Here is a 22977-nt window from a genome sequence, read left to right as displayed (position 1 = left end):
CGTGAGCCGACAGTCGCGGGTAATCGAGGACATTCTGCCGCTGTCCCCGTTGCAGGAAGGGCTGCTCTTCCACAGCGTGTACGACGAGGCGGCCCCGGACGTGTACACCGTCCAGCTCGTGTTCCACCTGGACGGCGAGCTGGACCACGAGGGAATGCGGGCCGCCGGCGGCGCGCTGCTCCAGCGCCACTCGAACCTCCGGGTCGCCTTCCGGCAGCGCAAGACCGGCGAATGGGCCCAGCTCGTCGCCCGCACCGTCCCGCTGCCCTGGGAGGACGCCGACCTCAGCGGCATCGCCGACGAGACGGAGCGCACGGCCGAGGCCGACCGGCTCGTCGCCGCGGACCGCGCCCGGCGCTTCGACGTAAGCCGCCCGCCGCTCGTACGGTTCCTGCTGGTCAAGCTCGCCGAGCAGCAGCACCGGCTGGTGCTCTCCATGCACCACACCCTGCTCGACGGCTGGTCCCTGCCCGTTCTGCTGCGCGAGTTCCACGCCCTCTACGTGAGCCGCGGCGACGCCGGCGGCCTGCCCGAGGCGCGGCCCTACCGGCACTACCTCGACTGGCTGGCGAAGCAGGACCGGCCCGCCGCGGAGCGGGCCTGGCGGGAGTCGCTGGCCGGGCTGACCGAGCCGACCCGCGTCGCCCCCATGGACGCGGGCCGGATGCCGGCCGCGCCGCAGCGGTACGAGTTCGGGCTGACCCAGCAGGCGACGGCCGCGCTCGTCGAGCGGGCCCGCGCGCACGGCCTGACCCTGAACACCGTGGTCCAGGGCGCCTGGGCGCTGGTACTCGGCCGCCTCACCGGCAGCGAGGACGCGGTCTTCGGCGTCACCGTCTCCGGCCGCCCGGCGGACCTGCCGGGCGTCGAGGACATGGTGGGCCTCTTCATCAACACCCTCCCGCTGCGCGCCCGGCTGCGCCCCGCCGAGCCCCTTTCGCGGTTCCTCGTGCGCGTACAGGAGGAGCAGTCCCGGCTGCTGGACCACCAGCACCTCGGCCTCGCCGACATCCAGCGGCAGGCCGGCATCGGCGAACTCTTCGACACCTCCCTGGTCTTCGAGAACTTCCCGCTCGACCAGGCCCGCGAGCAGACCGGCGCCGCCCCCGGCGGGCTCAAGGTCTCCGCCGCGGAGAGCACCTCCGCCAACCACTACACGCTCAGCCTCGTGGCGATGCCCCACACCAACCTGGGCTTCCGGTTCTTCTACCAGCCCGACCTGCTCACCGAGGCCGACGTCGAGGCCATCGGCGACCGCCTGCTCCAGGTCCTCGACACCTTCGCCACCGACCCGGACCTGCCCGTGGGCCGCACCGACGTGCTGCGCGCGGACGAGCGCCACCAGCTGCTGGAGGGCTGGAACGACACCGCCCGCGAGGTCCCCGCCACGACGCTGCCCGAGCTGTTCGAGGCGCAGGCGGCGCGCACCCCCGACGCCCCGGCGCTCGTCTTCGGCGACGAGTCCCTGACCTACGCGGAGCTGAACGCCCGGGCGAACCGCCTGGCGCGGGTGCTGGCGGGCCGCGGTGTGGGTCCGGAGCGGTTTGTGGCGATCGTGTTGCCGCGGTCGGCGGAGAATGTGGTGGCGATGCTCGCGGTGCTCAAGGCGGGTGGCGCGTATGTGCCGGTCGACCCGGAGTACCCGGACGAGCGCATCGCCCACATGCTGGCCGACTCCCGACCGGTCCTGACCCTGACCGAGGAGGAGATGGGCTCCCTCGCGCTCGACGGCGTATCCGACGAGAACCTGGGCCGCACCCCCGCGCAGTCCCACGCCGCGTACATGATCTATACGTCGGGTTCGACGGGTGTGCCGAAGGGTGTGGTGGTTGAGCACCGTTCGGTGGGTGCGTATGTGGTGCGGGCGCGTGAGGTGTACGCGGACGCGGCGTCGGGTGTGTCGTTGGTGCATTCGCCGTTGGCGTTCGACTTGACGGTGACCGCGTTGTACACGCCGTTGGTGAGTGGCGGGTGTGTGCGGTTGGCGGAGCTGGATGAGGGCGCTGCCGCTGGTCCTCGGCCGTCGTTCATGAAGGGGACGCCGAGTCACCTGTCGGTTCTGGAGGCGCTGCCGGAGGAGGTGTCGCCGTCGGGGATGTTGGTTCTCGGTGGTGAGGCGCTGGTCGGTGGGGCGCTGGACGGTTGGCGTGCGGCGCATCCGGGTGTGACGGTCTTCAATGCGTACGGTCCGACGGAGGCGACGGTGAACTGCCTCGAATTCCGTCTCGCGCCTGGTGAGTCGACCCCGGCGGGTCCGGTGCCGATCGGGCGGCCGTTCGCCAATACGCGTGCGTATGTGCTGGACGCGTCGTTGCAGCCGGTGCCGGTGGGTGTTCCTGGTGAGTTGTATGTGGCGGGTGTGGTTCTGGCGCGTGGGTATCACGGGCGTGCCGGGTTGACGGCGGAGCGTTTCGTCGCGGATCCGTTCGGCGGCGGTGGTGGTGGGCGGATGTATCGCACGGGTGATGTGGTGCGTCGTCGTGCCGGTGGTGATATCGAGTACGTGGGTCGTGCGGACGATCAGGTGAAGGTGCGGGGTTTCCGTATCGAACTGGGGGAGATCGAGGCGGCGTTGGCGGGTCATCCGTCGCTGTCGCGGGCTGCCGTGGTCGTGCGGGAGGACGAGCCGGGCGACAAGCGCCTCGCCGCCTACGTCGTGCCCAACGGATCGTCCGACGCGGTTCCCGGCTCCGCCGAACTCCACACGCGCCTGGCCGCGTCGCTCCCCGACTACATGGTGCCGTCCGCGTTCGTCGTCCTCGACGCGCTCCCACTGACGCCCAACGGGAAGCTCGACCGCAAGGCCCTGCCCGCACCCGACTACGGAACCCAGCAGGCGTACGCCGGACTCGCACCCGCCACGCGGGGCCCGCGCTCGCCGCGCGAAGAGATCCTGTGCGGGCTGTTCGCGGAGATCCTGGGTGTGGCGCGGGTCGGTGTCGATGAGGACTTCTTCGAGCTGGGCGGGCATTCGCTGCTCGCCATCCGGCTGGTCAGCCGGGCCCGTTCGACGCTCGGTGTGGAGATGGCGATCCGTCAGCTCTTCGAGACGCCGACGGTCGCCACCCTCTCCGAAGCCCTCGCCACCGCTGGAACAGCCGGCAGCGCACGGGCCGCCGTCGTCCCCATGGAGCGCCCCGACCGACTGCCTCTCTCCTTCGCACAGCAGCGGCTGCTGTTCCTCGGCAAGCTCGAAGGCCCCAGCGCCACCTACAACCTCCCCGCCGCCCTGCGCCTGACCGGCGCCCTCGACCAGCAGGCGCTAGGGGCCGCGCTGCGCGACGTGGTCGCCCGGCACGAGAGCCTGCGCACCCTCTTCCCCGAGGACGCCGACGGCGGACACCAGCTGGTCCTGGACCCCGGCGCGGAAGCCGCGCGGCCGACGTTCGAGATCGAGTCCGTCGGCGAAGACCGGCTCCAGGAACGGCTCGACGCCGCGGCCCGGCACGGATTCGACCTCTCCACCGAAATCCCCATCCGTGCCTGGCTGTTCGAGGTGGGACCGCAGGAACACGCACTGCTGCTCCTCGTGCACCACATCGCCAGCGACGGCTGGTCGATGCCACTGCTCGTACGCGACCTGGCCGGCGCCTACAACGCGCGCCGCACCGGACGCTCCCCGCGCTGGTCGCCGCTGGAGGTGCAGTACGCCGACTACGCCCTGTGGCAGCGTGAACTGCTCGGCGGCGAGGACGACGCCGAGAGCGCCATCTCGAAGCAGCTCGCACACTGGCGGGACGCGCTCGCGGGTCTGCCGGAGGAGCTGGAGCTGCCGACGGACCGGCCCCGCCCGGCGAAGGCCACCTACCGGGGCGACGAAGTCCCCCTGGAGATCCCCGCGGAACTCCACGGGCGGCTCGCGGCCCTCGCGCGCGCCAATCAGGCGAGCGTGTTCATGGTGGTACAGGCGGCCCTCGCGACCCTGATGTCGAAGCTCGGCGCGGGCGACGACATACCGATCGGCACGCCCATCGCGGGCCGTACGGACGACGCGCTGGAGGACCTGGTCGGGTTCTTCGTCAACACGCTCGTGCTGCGCACCGACGTTTCCGGCAACCCCTCCTTCCGCGATCTGGTCGGACGCGTGCGGGAGGCGGACCTGGCGGCGTACGCGCACCAGGATGTGCCGTTCGAGCGGCTGGTCGAGGTCCTCAACCCGGCCCGCTCGCTCTCGCGGCACCCTCTCTTCCAGACCCTGCTGGCCTTCAACAATAACGATCAGCACGCCTCGGCCGACGCCGCGGACGGGCTCCCGGGCCTGGCCGTCGAGGGCCGTCGGGTGAGCACCGGGGTCGCCAAGTTCGACCTCGCGTTCAACCTCGCCGAGCAGCTCGACGCCGACGGCGCGCCCGCCGGTCTCGACGGCGTCATCGAGTACAGCGCCGATCTCTTCGACCGGGCCACGGCCGAGCGGTTCGCCGAGCGGTTCGTGCGGGTGCTTGAGGCGGTCGCCGCCGCGCCCGAGGCGCCCCTCGGGCGGCTCGACGTCCTAGCCGACGCCGAGCGGCGGCAGGTGCTGGCGGAGTGGAACGACACCGCCCGCGACGTTCCCGGCGCGACGCTGCCCGCGCTCTTCGAGGCGCAGGCGGCGCGCACCCCGGACGCCACGGCGCTGGTCTTCGGCGACGAGACCCTTTCGTACGCGGAGCTCAACGCCCGCGCCAACCGCCTCGCCCGGCATCTGGCCGACCGGGGCGCGGGCCCGGAGCGGCTGGTGGCGGTCGTGCTGCCGAGGTCTGTGGACCTGGTGGTGTCGCTGCTGGCGGTGCTGAAGTCGGGCGCCGCGTATGTGCCGGTGGACCCGGAGTTCCCGCAGGACCGCGTCACGTACATGCTGGAGGACGCGCGCCCGGTCCTGACGCTGACCGAGGCCGACCTCCGGACACTCTTCCTCGACGGGTACTCCGCCGCGAACCTCGACGTGACCGTGCTGCCCTCGCAGGCGGCGTACGCGATCTACACCTCGGGTTCGACGGGCCGCCCGAAGGGCGTGGTGGTGCCGGGTTCGGCGTTGGTGAACTTCCTGTCGTCGATGCAGGAGCGTTTCGAACTCGGCGCGGATGACCGGCTGTTGGCGGTCACCACGGTGGGCTTCGATATCGCCGGTCTGGAGCTGTATCTCCCGTTGCTCAACGGCGCGGGGCTGGTCCTCGCCTCCCGCGAGACCGTCAAGGACCTGCCGGGTCTCGCGGCGCTCGTACAGCGCTCCGGGGCCACGGCGATGCAGGCGACCCCCAGCCTGTGGCACGCGCTGGTCGAGTCCGGCGTCGAGCTGTCGGGTGTGCGGGTGCTGGTCGGCGGTGAGGCGCTGCCGGGTGATCTGGCGAGTGCGCTCGCGGGGTCCGCCCGTTCGGTGACCAACCTCTATGGTCCGACGGAGACGACGATCTGGTCGACGGCTTCGGAGGTGGACGCTTCCGGGGCGGTGTCGATCGGTCGGCCGATCGGAAACACGCAGGTGTATGTGCTGGACGCTGGGCTGCGTCCGGTGGCCCCTGGCGTGGCGGGGGAGTTGTATATCGCGGGTGACGGCTTGGCGCGTGGTTATCACGGGCGTCCGGATCTGTCGGCGGAGCGGTTCGTGGCTGACCCGTACGGTCGGGCCGGGGCGCGTATGTACCGCACGGGTGATCTGGTGCGGTGGAGCGCGGTCGGTGAGTTGGAGTACATCGGCCGTACGGACTTCCAGGTGAAGGTCCGCGGCTTCCGCATCGAACTCGGCGAGATCGAATCGGTGCTCGCCGCGCACCCCTCGGTGGCGCGCGGCACCGTAGTGGTCCGCGAGGACCGCCCCGGCGACAAGCGGCTCGTCGCGTACATCGTCCCGGCCGAGGGCGCCGTCCCCGAGGCGGGCGCGCTGCGCAAGCACATCGGCGCGTCGCTGCCCGACTACATGGTGCCGTCGGCGTTCGTGACGCTGGAGGCGCTGCCGCTCACGCCCAACGGCAAGCTGGACCGCAAGGCGCTGCCCGCGCCCGAGTACGGCGTCGAGAGCGCCGGGCGCGCACCGCGCACCCCGCAGGAGGAGATACTCGCCGGCCTGTTCGCCGAGGTGCTCGGCGTCCAGCCGTCCTCCATCGACGAGGACTTCTTCAAGCGCGGCGGCCACTCGCTCGCCGCCATGCGGCTCGTCGGTCGCATCCGCTCCACCTTCGGCGTCGAACTGGCCATCAGCAGGCTCTTCGAGACTCCGACCATCGCCGGCCTCGCCGACGTGCTGCGCGGCGCGGGCGGCGCCCGTACCGCGCTCACCGCGCGACCGCGCCCCGAACGGATCCCGCTGTCCTTCGCACAGCAACGCCTGTGGTTCCTCAACCAGTTCGAGGGCCCCAGTTCCACCTACAACGTCCCCGCGGCCCTCCGCCTCACCGGCGCCCTCGACCGCGACGCCCTGCACTCCTCGCTCACCGACGTCGTGACACGGCACGAGAGCCTGCGCACGGTCTTCGCCGAGGACTCCCAAGGCGGCCACCAGATCATCCTGGACGCCCAGGACCCCGCCGTACGGACCGGCATCACGTTCGCCGAGGTCGCCACCGAGGGCGAACTGGAGGCGCGGATCGACGAAGCGGGCCGCTACAGCTTCGACATCACCGCCGAAATCCCGCTGCGCGCCTGGCTGTTCGGAATAGGCCCCGACGAGCACGTACTGCTGCTCCTCATGCACCACAGCGCGGGCGACGGCGGCTGGTCGATGCCGCTGCTCGTACGCGACCTCACCGTCGCCTACGCCGCACGCTCCCAGGGCCGGGCCCCGGAGTGGGCGCCGCTGCCCGCGCAGTACGCGGACTACACGCTCTGGCAGCGCGAGGTCCTCGGCTCCGAGAGCGACCCGGAGAGCGTGCTCTCCCAGCAGCTCGCCTACTGGCGGGACACCCTCGCCGACCTCCCGCAGGAGCTCAGGCTCCCCACCGACCGGCCCCGGCCGGCCGAGGGCTCGCACCGCGGCGGCACGGTCCGCTTCGACCTGCCCGCCGCTCTGCACCAGCGGCTGGAGACGCTGGCACAGGAGAACCACGCGAGCCTGTTCATGGTGGTACAGGCCGCCCTCGCCGCCCTGCTGGCGAAGCTGAGCGGATCGGACGACGTACCGCTGGGCACGCCCATCGCGGGCCGTACGGACGACGCGCTGGAGGACCTGGTCGGGTTCTTCGTCAACACGCTGGTGCTGCGCACCGACGTCTCCGGCGACCCGACCTTCGCCGAGCTGGTGGGCCGGGTGCGGCAGGCGGACCTGGCGGCGTACGCGCACCAGGACGTGCCGTTCGAGCGGCTGGTCGAGGTGGTCAACCCGGCTCGCTCCATCACCCGGCACCCCCTCTTCCAGACCCTGATCACCTGGCACAACGCCGGGCACCAGGCCGTGCAGTCGACCACCCAGCTCCCCGATCTGGCCGTGGACGGGCACTCGGTACGCACCGGAGTGGTCCGCTTCGACCTGCGCTTCGCCCTCGCGGACCTGCGCGGCGACGAGGGCACGGCGGCCGGGATCAGGGGCGAGGTGGAGTACAGCGCCGACCTATTCGACCAGGAGACCGCCCAGACCTTCGCCGACCGGTTCGTGCGCGTACTGGAGGCGGTGGCCGCCGCCCCCGACAGCCCGGTCGGCCGGATCGACATGCTGGACGCGGCCGACCGCCGGCGGGAGCTGGTGGAGTGGAACGACACGGACCGCGAGGTCCCGGACGCGCTGCTGCCCGACCTCTTCGAGGCGCAGGCCGCGAGCACACCGGACGCACCGGCTGTGATGGACGGTCAAGCGACGCTCACCTACCGACAGTTGGATGAGCGGGCCGGTCGCCTGGCGCGGTTGTTGGTGGATCGTGGTGTGGGGCCGGAGCGGTTTGTGGCGATCGTGTTGCCGCGGTCGGCGGAGAATGTGGTGGCGATGCTCGCGGTGCTCAAGGCGGGCGGTGCGTATGTGCCGGTCGACCCGGAGTACCCGGACGAGCGCATCGCGTTCATGCTGACCGACGCGGCCCCCGCGCTCGTGCTCACGAACGGCGAACTCGCCGCGCGACTGCCCGACGCCGCCGCCAAACGGCTGCTGCTGGACACCCCCGAAACCCTGGAGGCGATGGCCTCCGGACCGGCCGACGTGGCACGGCTCGCACCGCTGTCGGTACGTCACCCCGCGTACATGATTTACACGTCGGGTTCGACGGGTGTGCCGAAGGGTGTGGTGGTTGAGCACCGTTCGGTGGGTGCGTATGTGGTGCGGGCGCGTGAGGTGTATGCGGACGCGGTGTCGGGTGTGTCGTTGGTGCATTCGCCGTTGGCGTTCGACTTGACGGTGACCGCGTTGTACACGCCGCTGGTCAGTGGCGGGTGTGTGCGGTTGGCGGAGCTGGATGAGGGCGCTGCCGTTGGTCCGCGTCCGACCTTCATGAAGGGGACGCCGAGTCACCTGTCGGTTCTGGAGGCGTTGCCGGAGGAGGTGTCGCCGTCGGGGATGTTGGTTCTCGGTGGTGAGGCGCTGGTCGGTGAGGTGCTGGACGGTTGGCGTGTGGCGCATCCGGGTGTGACGGTCTTCAATGCGTACGGTCCGACGGAGGCGACGGTGAACTGCCTCGAATTCCGTCTGTCGCCCGGTGTGCCGACTCCGGCGGGTGCGGTGCCGATCGGGCGTCCGTTCGCCAATACGCGTGCGTATGTGCTGGACGCGTCGTTGCAGCCGGTGCCGGTGGGTGTTCCTGGTGAGTTGTATGTGGCGGGTGTGGTTCTGGCGCGTGGGTATCACGGGCGGGCGGGGTTGACGGCGGAGCGTTTCGTCGCGGATCCGTTCGGCGACGGTGGTGGGCGGATGTATCGCACGGGTGATGTGGTGCGTCGTCGTGCCAGTGGTGATATCGAGTACGTGGGTCGTGCGGACGATCAGGTGAAGCTGCGGGGGTTCCGTATCGAACTGGGGGAGATCGAGGCGGCGTTGGCGGGTCATCCGTCGCTGTCGCGGGCTGCCGTGGTCGTGCGGGAGGACGAGCCGGGCGACAAACGCCTCGCCGCCTACGTCGTGCCAGACCCGTCAGTCACCGCCGCTCCGAGCGCTGCGGAACTCCACGCCTACCTGTCCGACGCACTCCCCGAGTACATGGTGCCGTCCGCGTTCACGACGCTGGAGGCCCTGCCGCTGACGCCCAACGGGAAGCTGGACCGCAAGGCCCTGCCCGCACCCGACTACGGCACCCAGACGCTGTTCACCTCCGCTCCCGCCACCCGCGGACCGCGCTCCCCGCAGGAGGAGATCCTCTGCGGGCTGTTCGCGGAGATCCTGGGTGTGGCGCGGGTCGGCGTCGATGAGGACTTCTTCGAGTTGGGCGGGCATTCGCTGTTGGCGATTCGGCTGGTCAGCCGGGCCCGTTCGACGCTCGGTGTGGAGATGGCGATCCGTCAGCTCTTCGAGACGCCGACGGTCGCCACCCTCTCCGAAGCCCTCGCCGCCGCCGGAGGGGCCGGCAGCGCGCGGGCCGCCGTCGTGCCCATGGAGCGCCCCGACCGGCTGCCGCTGTCCTTCGCACAGCAGCGGCTGTGGTTCCTCCACCAGATGGAGGGCCCGAGCGCGACCTACAACATGCCGACCGCACTCCGCCTCAAGGGCGAGCTGAACCAGCAGGCGCTGGGGGCGGCCCTCGCCGACGTCGTGGCGCGGCACGAGAGCCTGCGCACCGTTTTCGCCGAGGACGAAGACGGCAGCTACCAGGTGATCCTCGCCCCCGACGAGGCCCGCCCCGCCATGGAGGTCGTACGGACCGAGGGCGCGGAGGTGGAGCGGCGCGTCGCCGAGGCGGCACGCAGGCCGTTCGACCTCGCGGCCGAGATACCCATCCGCACCTGGCTGTTCGAGGTGGGTCCGGACGAGCACGTCCTGCTGTTCCTGGTGCACCACATCGTCACGGACGGCTGGTCGGACCTCGTGCTCGCCCGGGACGTGGCGCGCGCCTACGCGGCGCGGTGCGCGGGCGCGCTCCCGCAGTGGTCGCCGCTGCCCGTGCAGTACGCCGACTACGCCCTGTGGCAGCGTGAGCTGCTGGGCAGCGAGGACGACGCCGACAGCGCCATAACCCGTCAACTCACCTACTGGGAAGAAGCGTTGGCCGACCTCCCGGAGGAGCTGGAACTTCCCCGCGACCGGCCCCGCCCGGCTACGGCGACCTACCGCGGCGAGACCGTGTCCTTCGGCCTGAGCGCCGAGTTGCACGCGGGGCTGGCGAAACTGGCGCGGGAGAGCCGCGCGAGCCTGTTCATGGTGGTCCAGGCCGCCGTGTCCACCCTGCTGTCGAAGCTCGGCGCGGGCGAGGACGTACCGATCGGGACGCCCATCGCGGGCCGCACGGACGACGCGCTCGACGAGCTGGTCGGGTTCTTCGTCAACACGCTCGTGCTGCGCACCGACGTCTCCGGCGACCCGACGTTCGCCGAACTCGTCGAGCGCGTAAGGGAGACGGACCTCGCGGCCTACGCCCATCAGGATGTGCCGTTCGAGCGGCTGGTCGAGGTGGTCAACCCGGCCCGCTCGATGTCCCGCCACCCGCTGTTCCAGACGATGCTGATGTGGAACAACAACGAGTCAGGCGGCTCGGCCGGCCGCGACGCCGTCGGGCTGCCGGGCGTCGAGGTCACGGGCGAGCAGGTGAGCATGGAGTTCGCCAAGTTCGACCTGGCCTTCAACCTCGCCGAGCGGCATGACGCCGCGGGTGTGCCGGAAGGGATGGACGGCGTCATCGAGTACAGCGCCGACCTCTTCGACCGGGCGACGGCCGAGGGGTTCGCGCGGCGGCTCGTACGCCTGCTGGAAGCGGCCGCCGAGACGCCCGGGGCTCCCGTCAGCACCATCGATGTGCTGGACGCCGCCGAGCGGCGGCGGGCGCTGGTGGAGTGGAACGACACCGCGCGTGAGGTTCCCGAGGTGTCGCTGCCGGTGCTGTTCGAGGCGCAGGTGGCGCGGACGCCGGATGCGGTGGCATTGGTGTTCGAGGGTGTGGAGTTCTCGTATGCGGAGTTGAACGCGCGTGCCAACCGTCTGGCGCGGTATCTGGTGGAGCGGGGTGCCGGCCCCGAGCGGTTCGTGGCGGTCGTGCTGCCGAGGTCCGTGGATCTGGTGGTGTCGTTGCTGGCGGTGCTGAAGTCGGGCGCCGCGTACGTACCGGTGGACCCGGACTTCCCGCAGGACCGCATCGACTACGTCCTCGACGACGCGCGGCCGGTCTTGACGCTGACAGAGCCGGAACTCGCGGGCCTCGATCTGAGCACGTACTCGACAGCGGACCCCGAGGCCGCCGTGCTGCCCTCGCAGGCGGCGTACGCGATCTACACCTCGGGTTCGACGGGCCGCCCGAAGGGCGTGGTGGTGCCGGGTTCGGCGTTGGTGAACTTCCTGTCGTCGATGCAGGAGCGTTTCGAACTCGGCTCGGATGACCGGCTGTTGGCGGTCACCACGGTGGGCTTCGATATCGCCGGTCTGGAGCTGTATCTCCCGTTGCTCAACGGCGCGGGGCTGGTCCTCGCCTCCCGCGAGACCGTCAAGGACCCTGCCGAGCTGGCCGCTCTCGTCAAGCAGTCCGGAGCCACGGCCGTACAGGCCACCCCGAGCCTGTGGCACGCGCTCCTGGAAGCCGGGGCCGCGCTCTCCGGCGTGCGGGTGCTGGTCGGCGGTGAGGCGCTGCCGGGTGATCTGGCGAGTGCGCTCGTCGCGGCCGGTCGTTCGGTGACCAACCTCTATGGTCCGACGGAGACGACGATCTGGTCGACGGCTTCGGAGGTGGACGCTTCCGGGGCGGTGTCGATCGGTCGGCCGATCGGAAACACGCAGGTGTATGTGCTGGATGCCGGGCTGCGTCCGGTGGCCCCCGGTGTGGCGGGAGAGCTGTATATCGCGGGTGATGGTCTGGCGCGTGGTTATCACGGGCGTCCGGACCTGTCGGCGGAGCGGTTCGTGGCCGACCCGTACGGACCGTCCGGTGCCCGTATGTACCGGACGGGTGACCTGGTGCGGTGGAGCGCGGTCGGTGAGCTGGAGTACATCGGCCGTACGGACTTCCAGGTGAAGGTCCGCGGCTTCCGCATCGAACTCGGCGAGATCGAAGCAGTCCTGACCGGCCACGCCGACGTCTCACGCGGTGCCGTCGTGGTGCGCGAGGATGCGCCCGGCGACAAGCGGCTCGTCGCGTACGTCGTCCCGGCCGAAGGCACGGCCCCCGAGGCGGGCGCGCTGCGCAAGCACATCGGCGCGTCGCTGCCCGACTACATGGTGCCCGCGGCCGTCGTCACCCTCGACGCCCTGCCGCTGACACCCAACGGCAAGCTGGACCGCAAGGCCCTGCCCGCACCCGACTACGGGACCGCGAGCGCCGGGCGGGCGCCCCGCACACCGGAGGAAGAGACCCTCGCCGGCCTGTTCGCCGAGGTGCTCGGCGTCCCGGAGGTGACCATCGACGACAGCTTCTTCGACCTCGGCGGCCACTCGCTCCTCGCGACCCGCCTGGCCAGCCGGGTCCGCTCGGCCCTCGGCAAGGAGATGAGCATCCGCGGCTTCTTCGAGGAGCCCACGGTCGCCGGCCTCGCGAGCAGCCTGGCCGAGAAGAAGGCGGCCAAGGCCCGCCCGGCCCTCCGCCGCCAGCCCAAGAACAAGGAGAACTCGTGATTCCGCTGTCCTTCGCGCAGCGCCGGCTGTGGTTCCTCCACCAGTTGGAGGGCCCCAGCGCGATCTACAACATCCCCACCGCGCTGCGACTGTCCGGGGAACTGGACCGGCAGGCGCTGCGCGCCGCCCTGGCCGATGTCGTGGAACGGCACGAGACGCTCCGCACCCTCTTCGCCGACGGCCCCGACGGGCCGCACCAGGTCATCCTCGACGCGCGGGACGCCCGCCCCGAGCTGACCGTCGTGCCCGTGGGCGAGGAAGGGCTGGACCGGGAGTTGGAGTCGGCCGCCCGACACGCCTTCGACCCGCTCGCCGACATCCCGCTGAAGGCGACGCTCTTCGAGGCCGGGCCCGGGGACCATGTGCTGCTGCTCCTCGTGCACCACATGGCCGGCGACGGCTGGTCGACGCCGGTGCTCGTACGCGACCTGCTCACGTCCTACACGGCCCGACGCGAGGGCGGAGCGCCGGACTGGGAGGAACTCCCGGTCCAGTACTCGGACTTCACCCTCTGGCAGCGGGATGTCCTCGGCTCCGAGGACGACCCGGAGAGCGTCATCTCCCAGCAGCTGGCCTACTGGCGGGCCACGCTCGAAGCGCTCCCGGAGGAACTGGAGCTGCCGACGGACCGGCCGCGCCCGGCCACCGCCTCCTACCGCGGCGACACCCTGCCCATCGAGGTACCGGCCGCAGTGCACGCCGGGCTCGCGGGGCTGGCGCGGGAGAGCCGCGCGAGCGTGTTCATGGTGGTGCAGGCGGCCCTGGCGGCCCTGCTGTCGAAGCTGGGCGCGGGCGATGACGTACCCGTCGGCACGCCGATCGCCGGCCGTATGGACGACGCGCTGGAGGACCTGGTCGGGTTCTTCGTCAACACCCTCGTGCTGCGCGCCGACGTCTCCGGCAACCCCACGTTCCGCGATCTGGTCGGACGCGTGCGGGAGTCGGACCTGGCGGCGTACGAGCACCAGGACGTGCCCTTCGAGCGGCTGGTCGAGGTGCTCAACCCGACCCGCTCCATGTCCCGGCACCCCCTCTTCCAGACCCTGCTGACCTGGAACAACAACGACGAGAGCCAGGCCCGGGCGGCGGCCGACCGCACGGCGGGGCTGACGGTCGCCGAGCATCCGACGGGCAGCGGTTTCGCGCGCTTCGACCTCTCCTTCACCCTGGGCGAGCAGCACGGCCCCGGCGGCCGGCCGGAGGGGCTGGCCGGCGCGCTGAACTACAGCACCGACCTGTTCGACCGCGCGACGGCCGAGGGGATCGCGGAGCGGTTCGTACGGGTGCTCGCGGCGGTCGTCGCCGCGCCCGACGCGCCTGTCGCACGGCTCGACGTCCTCGCGGACGCCGAGCGGCGGCGGGCGCTGGTGGAGTGGAACGACACCGCGCGTGAGGTTCCCGAGGTGTCGCTGCCGGTGCTGTTCGAGGCGCAGGTGGCGCGGACGCCGGATGCGGTGGCGTTGGTGTTCGAGGGTGTGGAGTTCTCGTATGCGGAGTTGAGCGGGCGTGCCAACCGTCTGGCGCGGTATCTGGTGGAGCGGGGTGCGGGTCCCGAGCGGTTCGTGGCGGTCGTGCTGCCGAGGTCTGTGGACCTGGTGGTGTCGTTGCTGGCAGTGCTGAAGTCGGGTGCCGCGTACGTACCGGTGGACCCGGACTTCCCGCAGGACCGCATCGACTACGTCCTCGACGACGCGCGGCCGGTCCTGACGCTGGCTGTGGAAGACCTCCGGGACCTCGACCTCAGCGGCCGCTCGCCCGAGAACGTACAGGTTCCGGGCCGCTCGCCGGCCCATGCCGCGTACGCGATCTACACCTCGGGCTCGACGGGCCGCCCGAAGGGCGTGGTGGTGCCCGGTTCGGCGCTCGTGAACTTCCTGTCCTCGATGCAGGAGCGTTTCGAACTCGGCGCGGATGACCGGCTGTTGGCGGTTACCACGGTGGGCTTCGATATCGCCGGTCTGGAGCTGTATCTCCCGCTGCTCAGCGGCGCCGGGCTGGTCCTCGCCTCTCGCGAGACCGTCAAGGACTCGGCAGCTCTGACCGATCTGATCAAGCTCTCGGGCGCCACGGCGATGCAGGCGACCCCCAGCCTGTGGCACGCGGTCGTCGAGACCGGCGCGGATCTGTCGGGTGTGCGGGTGCTGGTCGGCGGCGAGGCGCTGCCGGGCGATCTGGCGAGTGCGCTCGTCGCGGCTGGTCGTTCGGTGACCAACCTCTATGGTCCGACGGAGACGACGATCTGGTCGACGGCTTCGGAGGTGGACGCTTCCGGGGCGGTGTCGATCGGTCGCCCGATCGGAAACACGCAGGTGTATGTGCTGGATGCCGGGCTGCGTCTGGTGGCCCCCGGTGTGGCGGGAGAGCTGTATATCGCGGGTGACGGGCTGGCGCGTGGTTACCACCGGCGTCCGGACCTGTCGGCGGAGCGGTTCGTTGCCGACCCGTACGGTCCGGCCGGTGCCCGTATGTACCGGACGGGTGACCTGGTGCGGTGGAGCGCGGTCGGTGAGCTGGAGTACATCGGCCGTACGGACTTCCAGGTGAAGGTCCACGGCTTCCGCATCGAACTCGGCGAAATCGAAGCAGTCCTGACCGCCCATCACGACATCGCGCGCGCCGTCGTCATCGTGCGCGAGGATCAGCCAGGGGACAAGCGGATCGTCGCCTACCCCGTCTCCGCCGACGGCACGGCGCTCGACCCCGCCACGCTGCGCAAGCACGTCGCCGCGTCGCTGCCCGACTACATGGTGCCCTCGGCCTTTCTCACCCTCGACGCGCTGCCGCTGACGCCCAACGGGAAGCTGGACCGCAAGGCCCTGCCCGCCCCCGAGTACGGTGTCGACAAGGCCGGGCGCGCGCCGCGCACCCCGCAGGAAGAGATCCTGTGCGGACTGTTCTCCGAGGTCCTGGGCGTACCGCGGGTCACCGTCGACGACAGCTTCTTCGACCTCGGCGGCCACTCGCTGGCCGCGATCCGCCTCGCCGGCCGTATCCGCTCCACCTTCGACGCGGAGATGTCCGTCCGCAGGCTCTTCGAGACGCCGACCGTCGCCGGGCTGGCCGAGGCGATCGGCACGGGCGGCGGCGCGCGGACCGCGCTGGCGGCACGCCCCCGCCCGGAGCGGGTACCCGTCTCCTTCGCCCAGCGGCGGCTGTGGTTCCTCAACCAGCTGGAGGGCCCCAGCGCCACCTACAACATCCCCACCACCCTCCGGCTGTCCGGCGCCCTGGACACCGACGCGCTGCGCGCCGCGCTCGGCGACGTCGTGGCGCGCCACGAGAGCCTGCGCACGGTCTTCGGCGAGGACGCCGAGGGCCCGTACCAGCGGGTCCTGGACGCGAGGAGCGCGCGGCCCGAGCTGACGCCGGTACGCACCACCGAGGCCCGCCTGGAAGAGGAGCTGCACCGCGCGGCGCGCCACGGCTTCGACCTGGCCGCCGAACTTCCGCTGCGCGCCTGGCTTTTCGAGACCGGGACGGACGAGCACGTCCTGATGGTCCTCGTGCACCACATCGTGAGCGACGGCGGCTGGTCCACGCCGCTGCTGGTGCGCGACCTCACCACGGCCTACACCGGCCGCTCCATGGGACAGGCGCCCGACTGGGCGCCGCTGCCGGTGCAGTACGCGGACTACACCCTCTGGCAGCGGGAGATCCTCGGTTCCGACGAGGACCCGGACAGCCCGATCTCCCGTCAGCTCACCTACTGGGAGACGGCGTTGGCCGGGCTGCCGGAGGAGCTGGGGCTGCCGGCCGACCGGTCCCGACCGGCCGTGACCTCCTACCGCGGCGACAACGTGCCGATCGCGATACCCGCAGCCCTGCACCAGCGCCTGGAGACGCTGGCCCAGGAGAACCGGGCCAGCCTGTTCATGGTGGTGCAGGCCGCGCTGGCGGCGCTGCTGACGAAGCTCACCGGCGGTACGGACATCCCCCTCGGCACGCCCATCGCGGGCCGTACGGACGACGCGCTGGAGGACCTGGTCGGGTTCTTCGTCAACACGCTCGTGCTGCGCACCGACACCTCCGGCAACCCCGCCTTCACCGATCTGATCGCCCGTGCGCGGGAGGTGGACCTGGCGGCGTACGCGCACCAGGACGTGCCCTTCGAGCGGCTGGTCGAGGCGGTCAACCCGGCCCGGTCCATGTCCCGGCACCCGCTGTTCCAGACGATGCTGGCGTTCAACAACGTCGACCAGCGGGCGGCCCTGGGGGAGCGGGGCGGGCAGCTGCCGGGGCTGAGCGTCACCGGCCACCGCGTCGGCACCGGCATCGCCCAGTTCGACCTGCGCTTCGCCCTCGCCGACGGGCGGGCCGCCGACGGCGCGCCCGACGGGATCAACGGCGTCATCGAGTACAGCACCGACCTGTTCGACCGGGTGTCGGTCGAGCGGATCGGCGAGCGGTTCGTGCGGCTGCTGGAGGCGGTCGCCGCCGCCCCGGAGCTGCCGGTCAGTCAGGTGGACGTGCTCGGGGAGGGCGAGCGGCGGCGGGTGCTGGAGGAGTGGAACGACACCGCGCACGAGGTGCCGCGGACGACGCTGCCCGCACTGTTCGAGGCGCAGACGGCCCGTACTCCGCACGCCGTCGCTGTCGTGTGCGGCGAAGTGGCCCTGTCCTACGCGGAGTTGAATGAGCGTGCCAATAGGCTCGCGCACCATCTGATCGCGCTGGGCGCGGGCCCCGAGGGCTTTGTGGGGATCTCCCTGCCGCGCTCGGAACTCACCATCGTGTCCCTGCTCGCCGTGCTCAAGTCGGGGGCGGCGTACGTACCGGTGGACCCGGAGTACCCGGCCGACCGCATCGCGTACCTCTTGACGGACGCCGCGCCCGCCTTGTTGATCACGGTCGAGGACGTGCTGTCGCGGCTGCCCGAGGGCGGCCCGGCGCGCCTGGTGCTCGACGACCCGCAGACTATGGAGGCCGTCGCGGATCGCTCCGCCGCCGCTCCGGTGGACGGGGACCGCAGCGCCGCGCTGCTTCCGCTCCACCCGGCGTACGCGATCTACACGTCGGGGTCCACGGGAATGCCGAAGGGTGTGGTGGTTCCCCATGAGAATGTCGCGGATCTGGCGGCGTGGGCGGCGGCGGAGTTCGGGGCCGAGGAGCTGGCTCATGTGGTGGCGTCGACGTCCCTCAACTTCGACGTCTCCGTCTTCGAGATGTTCGGGCCTCTGCTCTCGGGTGGTTCGATCGAGGTCGTACGGGACCTGCTCGCACTCGCGGATGGCTCCCGGAAGGCCGTGGCCGCCGGCCTGGTGAGCGGCGTGCCCTCGGCGATGTCCCAGATCGTCGGCGAAGGGCGGCTCCCTGTCACCGCGCGCAGTGTGGTGCTGGCGGGTGAGGCGTTGTCGGCGCAGGCGGCGAATGACATCGTGCGGGCGGTCGGTGCGGAGCGGTTGGCGAATATTTACGGGCCGACGGAGGCCACGGTGTACGCGGCGGCGTGGTATTCGCGGTCGGGGGCGAGTGTGACGCCGCCGATCGGGCGGCCGATCCGCAATACGCGGCTGTATGTGCTGGACGCGGGGCTGCGTCCGGTCGCGCCGGGCGTCAGCGGTGAGCTGTACATCGCGGGCGAGGGCTTGGCGCGCGGGTATCACGGGCGCCCGGGGCTGTCGGCGGAGCGGTTCGTGGCTGATCCGTACGGTCGGTCCGGGGCGCGTATGTACCGCACGGGTGACCTGGTGCGGTGGAGCGTCGACGGTGAGTTGGAGTACATCGGGCGCACCGACTTCCAGGTCAAGATCCGCGGCTTCCGCATCGAACTCGGGGAAATCGAGTCGGTGTTGGGCCGCTCGCCCCAGGTCGCGCACAGCGCCGTCGTGGTGCGCGAGGACCGGCCCGGCGACAAGCGGCTCGTCGCCTATGTGGTGGCCGCCGACGGCGGTGAAGCGGATGCGGGTGCGCTGCGTCGGCACGTGGGTGAAGCGCTGCCCGACTACATGGTGCCGTCCGCCGTCGTCACTCTCGACGCGCTGCCGCTCACCCCCAACGGCAAGCTGGACCGCAAGGCGCTGCCCGCCCCCGAATACACCGCCGAGAACCCCGGCCGCGAGCCCCGCACCCCGCAGGAGGAGATCCTGTGCGGGATCTTCGCCGAGGTGCTCGGCGTGGACCGCGTCACTGTCGACGACGACTTCTTCGAGCTGGGCGGCCACTCGCTCCTCGCGACGCGGCTCGCCGGCCGCGTCCGTACGGCGCTCGGCACCGAACTGTCGGTCCGTCAACTCTTCGAGCGGCCGACGGTCGCAGCTCTCGCCGCGGAGCTGTCCGGTTCCGCCGCCGGACGGACCCCGCTGACGGCGCGCACCCGGCCCGACCGGCTTCCGCTGTCCTACGCACAGCAACGCCTCTGGTTCCTGCACCAGTTGGAGGGACCCAGCCCGACCTACAACGTGCCGACCGGCATCCGGCTGTCCGGTGCGCTGGACACCGACGCGCTGCGCGCCGCGTTCGCCGATGTCGTGGCGCGGCACGAGACCCTGCGCACGGTCTTCGCCGAGGACGCCGAAGGCCCGTACCAGAGGGTCGTGGCGGAGCGGGACGCCGCGCCGGAGCTGACGGTCGTCGCCACGTCCGAGGACGGCCTCGCGGGAGAGCTGGAGCGGGCCGCGCGGCACGCCTTCGACCTGACCCGCGAACCCCCGCTGCGCGGCTGGCTGTTCGAGACCGGGGGCGACGAGCGCGTCCTGTTGATCCTGGTGCACCACATCGCCACCGACGGCTGGTCCATGCCGCTGCTCGTCCGCGACTTGACGGCCGCCTACACGGCGCGCTCGACCACGGGCCGGGCGCCGGGCTGGACGCCGCCGCCCGCGCAGTACGCGGACTACACCCTGTGGCAGCGCGAGGTCCTCGGCGCCGAGGACGACCCCGAGAGCACCATCTCGCGGCAGCTCGCGTACTGGCGGAAGGCGCTGGCCGGGCTGCCGGACCAGCTGGAGATCCCCGCCGACCGGCCGCGCCCGGCGGAGGCCACCTACCGGGGCGACGAGGTCGCCTTCGAGATCCCCGCCGACGTGCACGCGGCGCTGGCCCAGGTGGCCCGCGCGACCCAGTCCAGCGTGTTCATGGTGGTGCAGGCCGCGCTGGCGACCCTGCTGGCCAAGCTCAGCGGATCGACGGACGTCCCGGTGGGCACCCCCATCGCGGGACGCACGGACGACGCCCTGGAGGACCTGGTCGGGTTCTTCGTGAACACCCTCGTCCTGCGCACGGACGTGTCGGGGGACCCGGCCTTCACCGAGCTGGTGGCCCGGGTGCGGGAGACGGCGCTCGCCGCCTACGCGCACCAGGACGTGCCGTTCGAGCGGCTGGTCGACGTGGTCAAGCCGGTCCGGTCGATGTCCCGGCACCCGCTTTTCCAGACGATGCTGGTCTTCAACAACGCGGGCCACCACAGCGAGTCGGGCCCGGACGCCGGCGGTTCCCCGGACGTGGCGGTCTCCGGCCACCGGGTCGGCACCGGCGTCGCCCGCTTCGACCTGCTGTTCTCGCTCGGGGAGCGGACACCGGCCGACGGCGCTCCGGCGGGCATCGGCGGCCTGCTGGAGTTCAGCACCGACCTGTTCGACCGCGAGACGGCGCGGACCATCGCCGGCCGCCTGGTGAGCGTGCTCACCGCCGTGGCCGCCCGGCCGGACCTCCCCGTCAGCGCCATCGACGTCCTCGAACCGGCCGAGCGGCGGCGTGTGCTCGTGGAGTGGAACGACACCGCGCTCCCGGTGCCCGACGAGTCGCTGCCGGACCTCTTCGAGGCGCAGGCGGCCCGTACCCCGGACGCGGTGGCCGTCGTCTTCGAGGACGAGGAACTGTCGTACGCGGAGCTGAACGCGCGGGCGAACCGGCTGGCCCGGCTGCTCGTCGAGCACGGCGCGGGCCCGGAGCGGTTCGTGGCGGTGGCCCTGCCGCGCTCCATCGACCTGGTGGTCTCACTGCTGGCCGTGGTCAAGGCGGGCGCCGGCTACGTGCCCGTCGACCCGGAGTACCCGGCCGAGCGCATCGCCCACATGCTGGCCGACATCGGCCCCGTCCTGGTGCTGACCAGCACCGCCGCGGCCCGGTCCCTGCCGCCCGCCGACGCGGGGAGCACCCCCCGGCTCGTACTGGACGGCCCGGAGCTCGCGGAGCTGATCGGCGGTCAGGGGCCCGCGCCGGACCTCACCGCCGCCGAGCGGACCACGGCCCTGCTGCCCGACCACCCCTCGTACGTGATCTACACCTCGGGGTCGACGGGCAAGCCGAAGGGCGTCGTGATGACCGTCGGCGCGCTGAAGAACCTGCTGACCTGGCACGCGGCAGAGCTGCCGAGCCCGCCGGGCACCCGCGTCGCGCAGTTCACGGCGGTCAGCTTCGACGTGTCGGTCCAGGAGATCCTCTCGGCGCTGCTGCACGGCAAGACGCTGGTGGCCTGCCCCGAAGAGGTACGGCGCGACCCGGAGCGGCTCGTCGCCTGGCTGGAGCGCCACCGGGTGGCGGAGCTGCACGCCCCGAACCTGGTGGTGGACGCCCTGTGCGGGGCCGCCGAGGAGCAGGGCGCACCACTGCCCGCGCTCAAGCGGCTCATACAGGGCGGAGAGGCGCTGACGCTCGGCGGTGCGGTGCGCGCGTTCACCGGCCGGGGCGAGGGCAGGCGGCTGCACAACCACTACGGGCCGTCGGAGACCCACGCGGTGACGGCGTACACGCTGCCCGAGTCCGTCACCGGCTGGCCGGGCGTCGCCCCGATCGGGCGGCCGATCGCCAACTCCCGGGCGTACGTGCTCGACGGCGCGCTGCGCCCCGTGGCGCCGGGTGTCGCGGGCGAGCTGTACCTGGCGGGCGCGGCGCTGGCGCGGGGCTATGTCGCGCGGCCGGGGCTGACGGGGGAGCGGTTCGTCGCCGACCCCTACGGCCCGGCCGGCGCGCGCATGTACCGCACCGGCGACCTGGTGCGGTGGAACGCCCAGGGGCAGCTGGAGTACCTGGGCCGCACCGACCACCAGGTGAAGGTCCGCGGCTTCCGCATCGAACTCGGGGAGATCGAGGCGGCGCTCGCCTCCCACCCGCACGTCGCCCGCGCGGCGGTCGCCGTGCACGAGGAAGGGCCCGGCGGCAAGCACCTCGTCGCCTACGTCGTGCCCGCCGAGGGCGCGGCGCCGAGCCCGGGCGACCTGCGCGAACACGTCGGGACCGCACTGCCGGACTACATGGTGCCGTCGGCGTTCATGACCCTCGACGTGCTGCCGCTGCGGCAGAACGGCAAGCTGGACCGCACGGCGCTGCCCGCACCCGACTTCGCGGCCGCCTCCAGCGGCCGGGAGCCGCGGACGCCGCGGGAGACGGCGCTGTGCGCCCTGTTCGCCGAGGTCCTCGAAGTGGACCGGGTCACCGTCGACGACAGCTTCTTCGAGCTCGGCGGCCATTCGCTGCTCGCGGCCCGGCTGGTGAGCCGGGTACGGGCCGCACTGGGCGTCGAGGTGGCGGTCCGTCAGCTCTTCGCCGCCCCCACGGTCGCGGAGTTCGCCGCCGCGCTGGACTCGGGGGCGGAGCCGGACCCGCACGCGGTGCTGCTGCCGCTGCGTACGAGCGGATCGCGGCCCCCGGTCTTCTGCGTCCACCCGGGGGCCGGGCTGAGCTGGTGCTACGCCGCTCTGCTGGCGCACATCGGACCCGAACACCCGGTGTATGGGCTCCAGGCGCGCGGCATCGGCCGCGCGGAGCCGCTGCCCGCGACCGTCGAGGAGGCGGCGGCGGACTACCTGGCGCAGCTGCGCACCGTACAGCCCGAGGGCCCGTACCGGCTGCTGGGCTGGTCGATCGGCGGGCACATCGCGCACGCCATCGCGGCCGAGTTGCAGCGGCAGGGCGAGGAGGTCGAGCTGCTGGCGATCCTGGACTCCTTCCCGATGACCTGGCGGCAGGGCGAGTCGGTCCCCGCCGAGCGGGAGATCGTCGCCGGGAATCTGCGGGGCATCGGGTTCCCGTTCGAGGAGTCGGAGATCGAGGACGGGGCTTTTCCCGTGGAGCGCTACCGCGAGTTCCTGCGGCAGGGGAACTACGCGATGGCGCATCTGGGCGCGGAGGAGATCCTCGCCATGAAGGACCTGTGGGTGAACAACACGCGTCTGATGTGGGGGTTCACCCCGGGCCGGTTCACCGGTGACGTGATGTTCTTCACCGCCGGGCGGACCGAGGCGGACATCATGCGGCGGCGCGGCCCCGAGACCTGGCGCCCCTTCGTGGGGGGCGAGATCAGGGACCACTTGATCGACTCCGACCATGAGGGAATCATGGTCGAGGCGAGCGCCGTCGCCCATGTCGGACGTCTGCTGGACGAAATGCTGGACACGTTGTGA

2 protein-coding genes are annotated in these 22977 nt (G+C 71.8%); both read left to right on the top strand.

Annotation, left to right across the window (positions count from 1 at the left end):
- The first annotated feature begins 1 nt into the window (after position 1).
- A complete protein-coding gene (locus AC07AB_RS04820; RefSeq protein ID WP_478560074.1) occupies positions 2-12637 on the top strand; it encodes a non-ribosomal peptide synthetase in 12636 nt (4211 codons plus the stop codon).
- Positions 12634-22977 (top strand): non-ribosomal peptide synthetase, encoded by a 10344-nt coding sequence (locus tag AC07AB_RS04815; RefSeq protein ID WP_478560072.1) that lies wholly within the window; start codon positions 12634-12636, stop codon positions 22975-22977. Before AC07AB_RS04820 ends, AC07AB_RS04815 begins: the two co-directional genes overlap by 4 nt.

The sequence above is a fragment of the Streptomyces sp. NPDC044033 genome (assembly GCF_056434425.1).
Note: the sequence above shows the minus strand (reverse complement) of the source record. Positions and strands in the feature narration are given on the sequence as shown.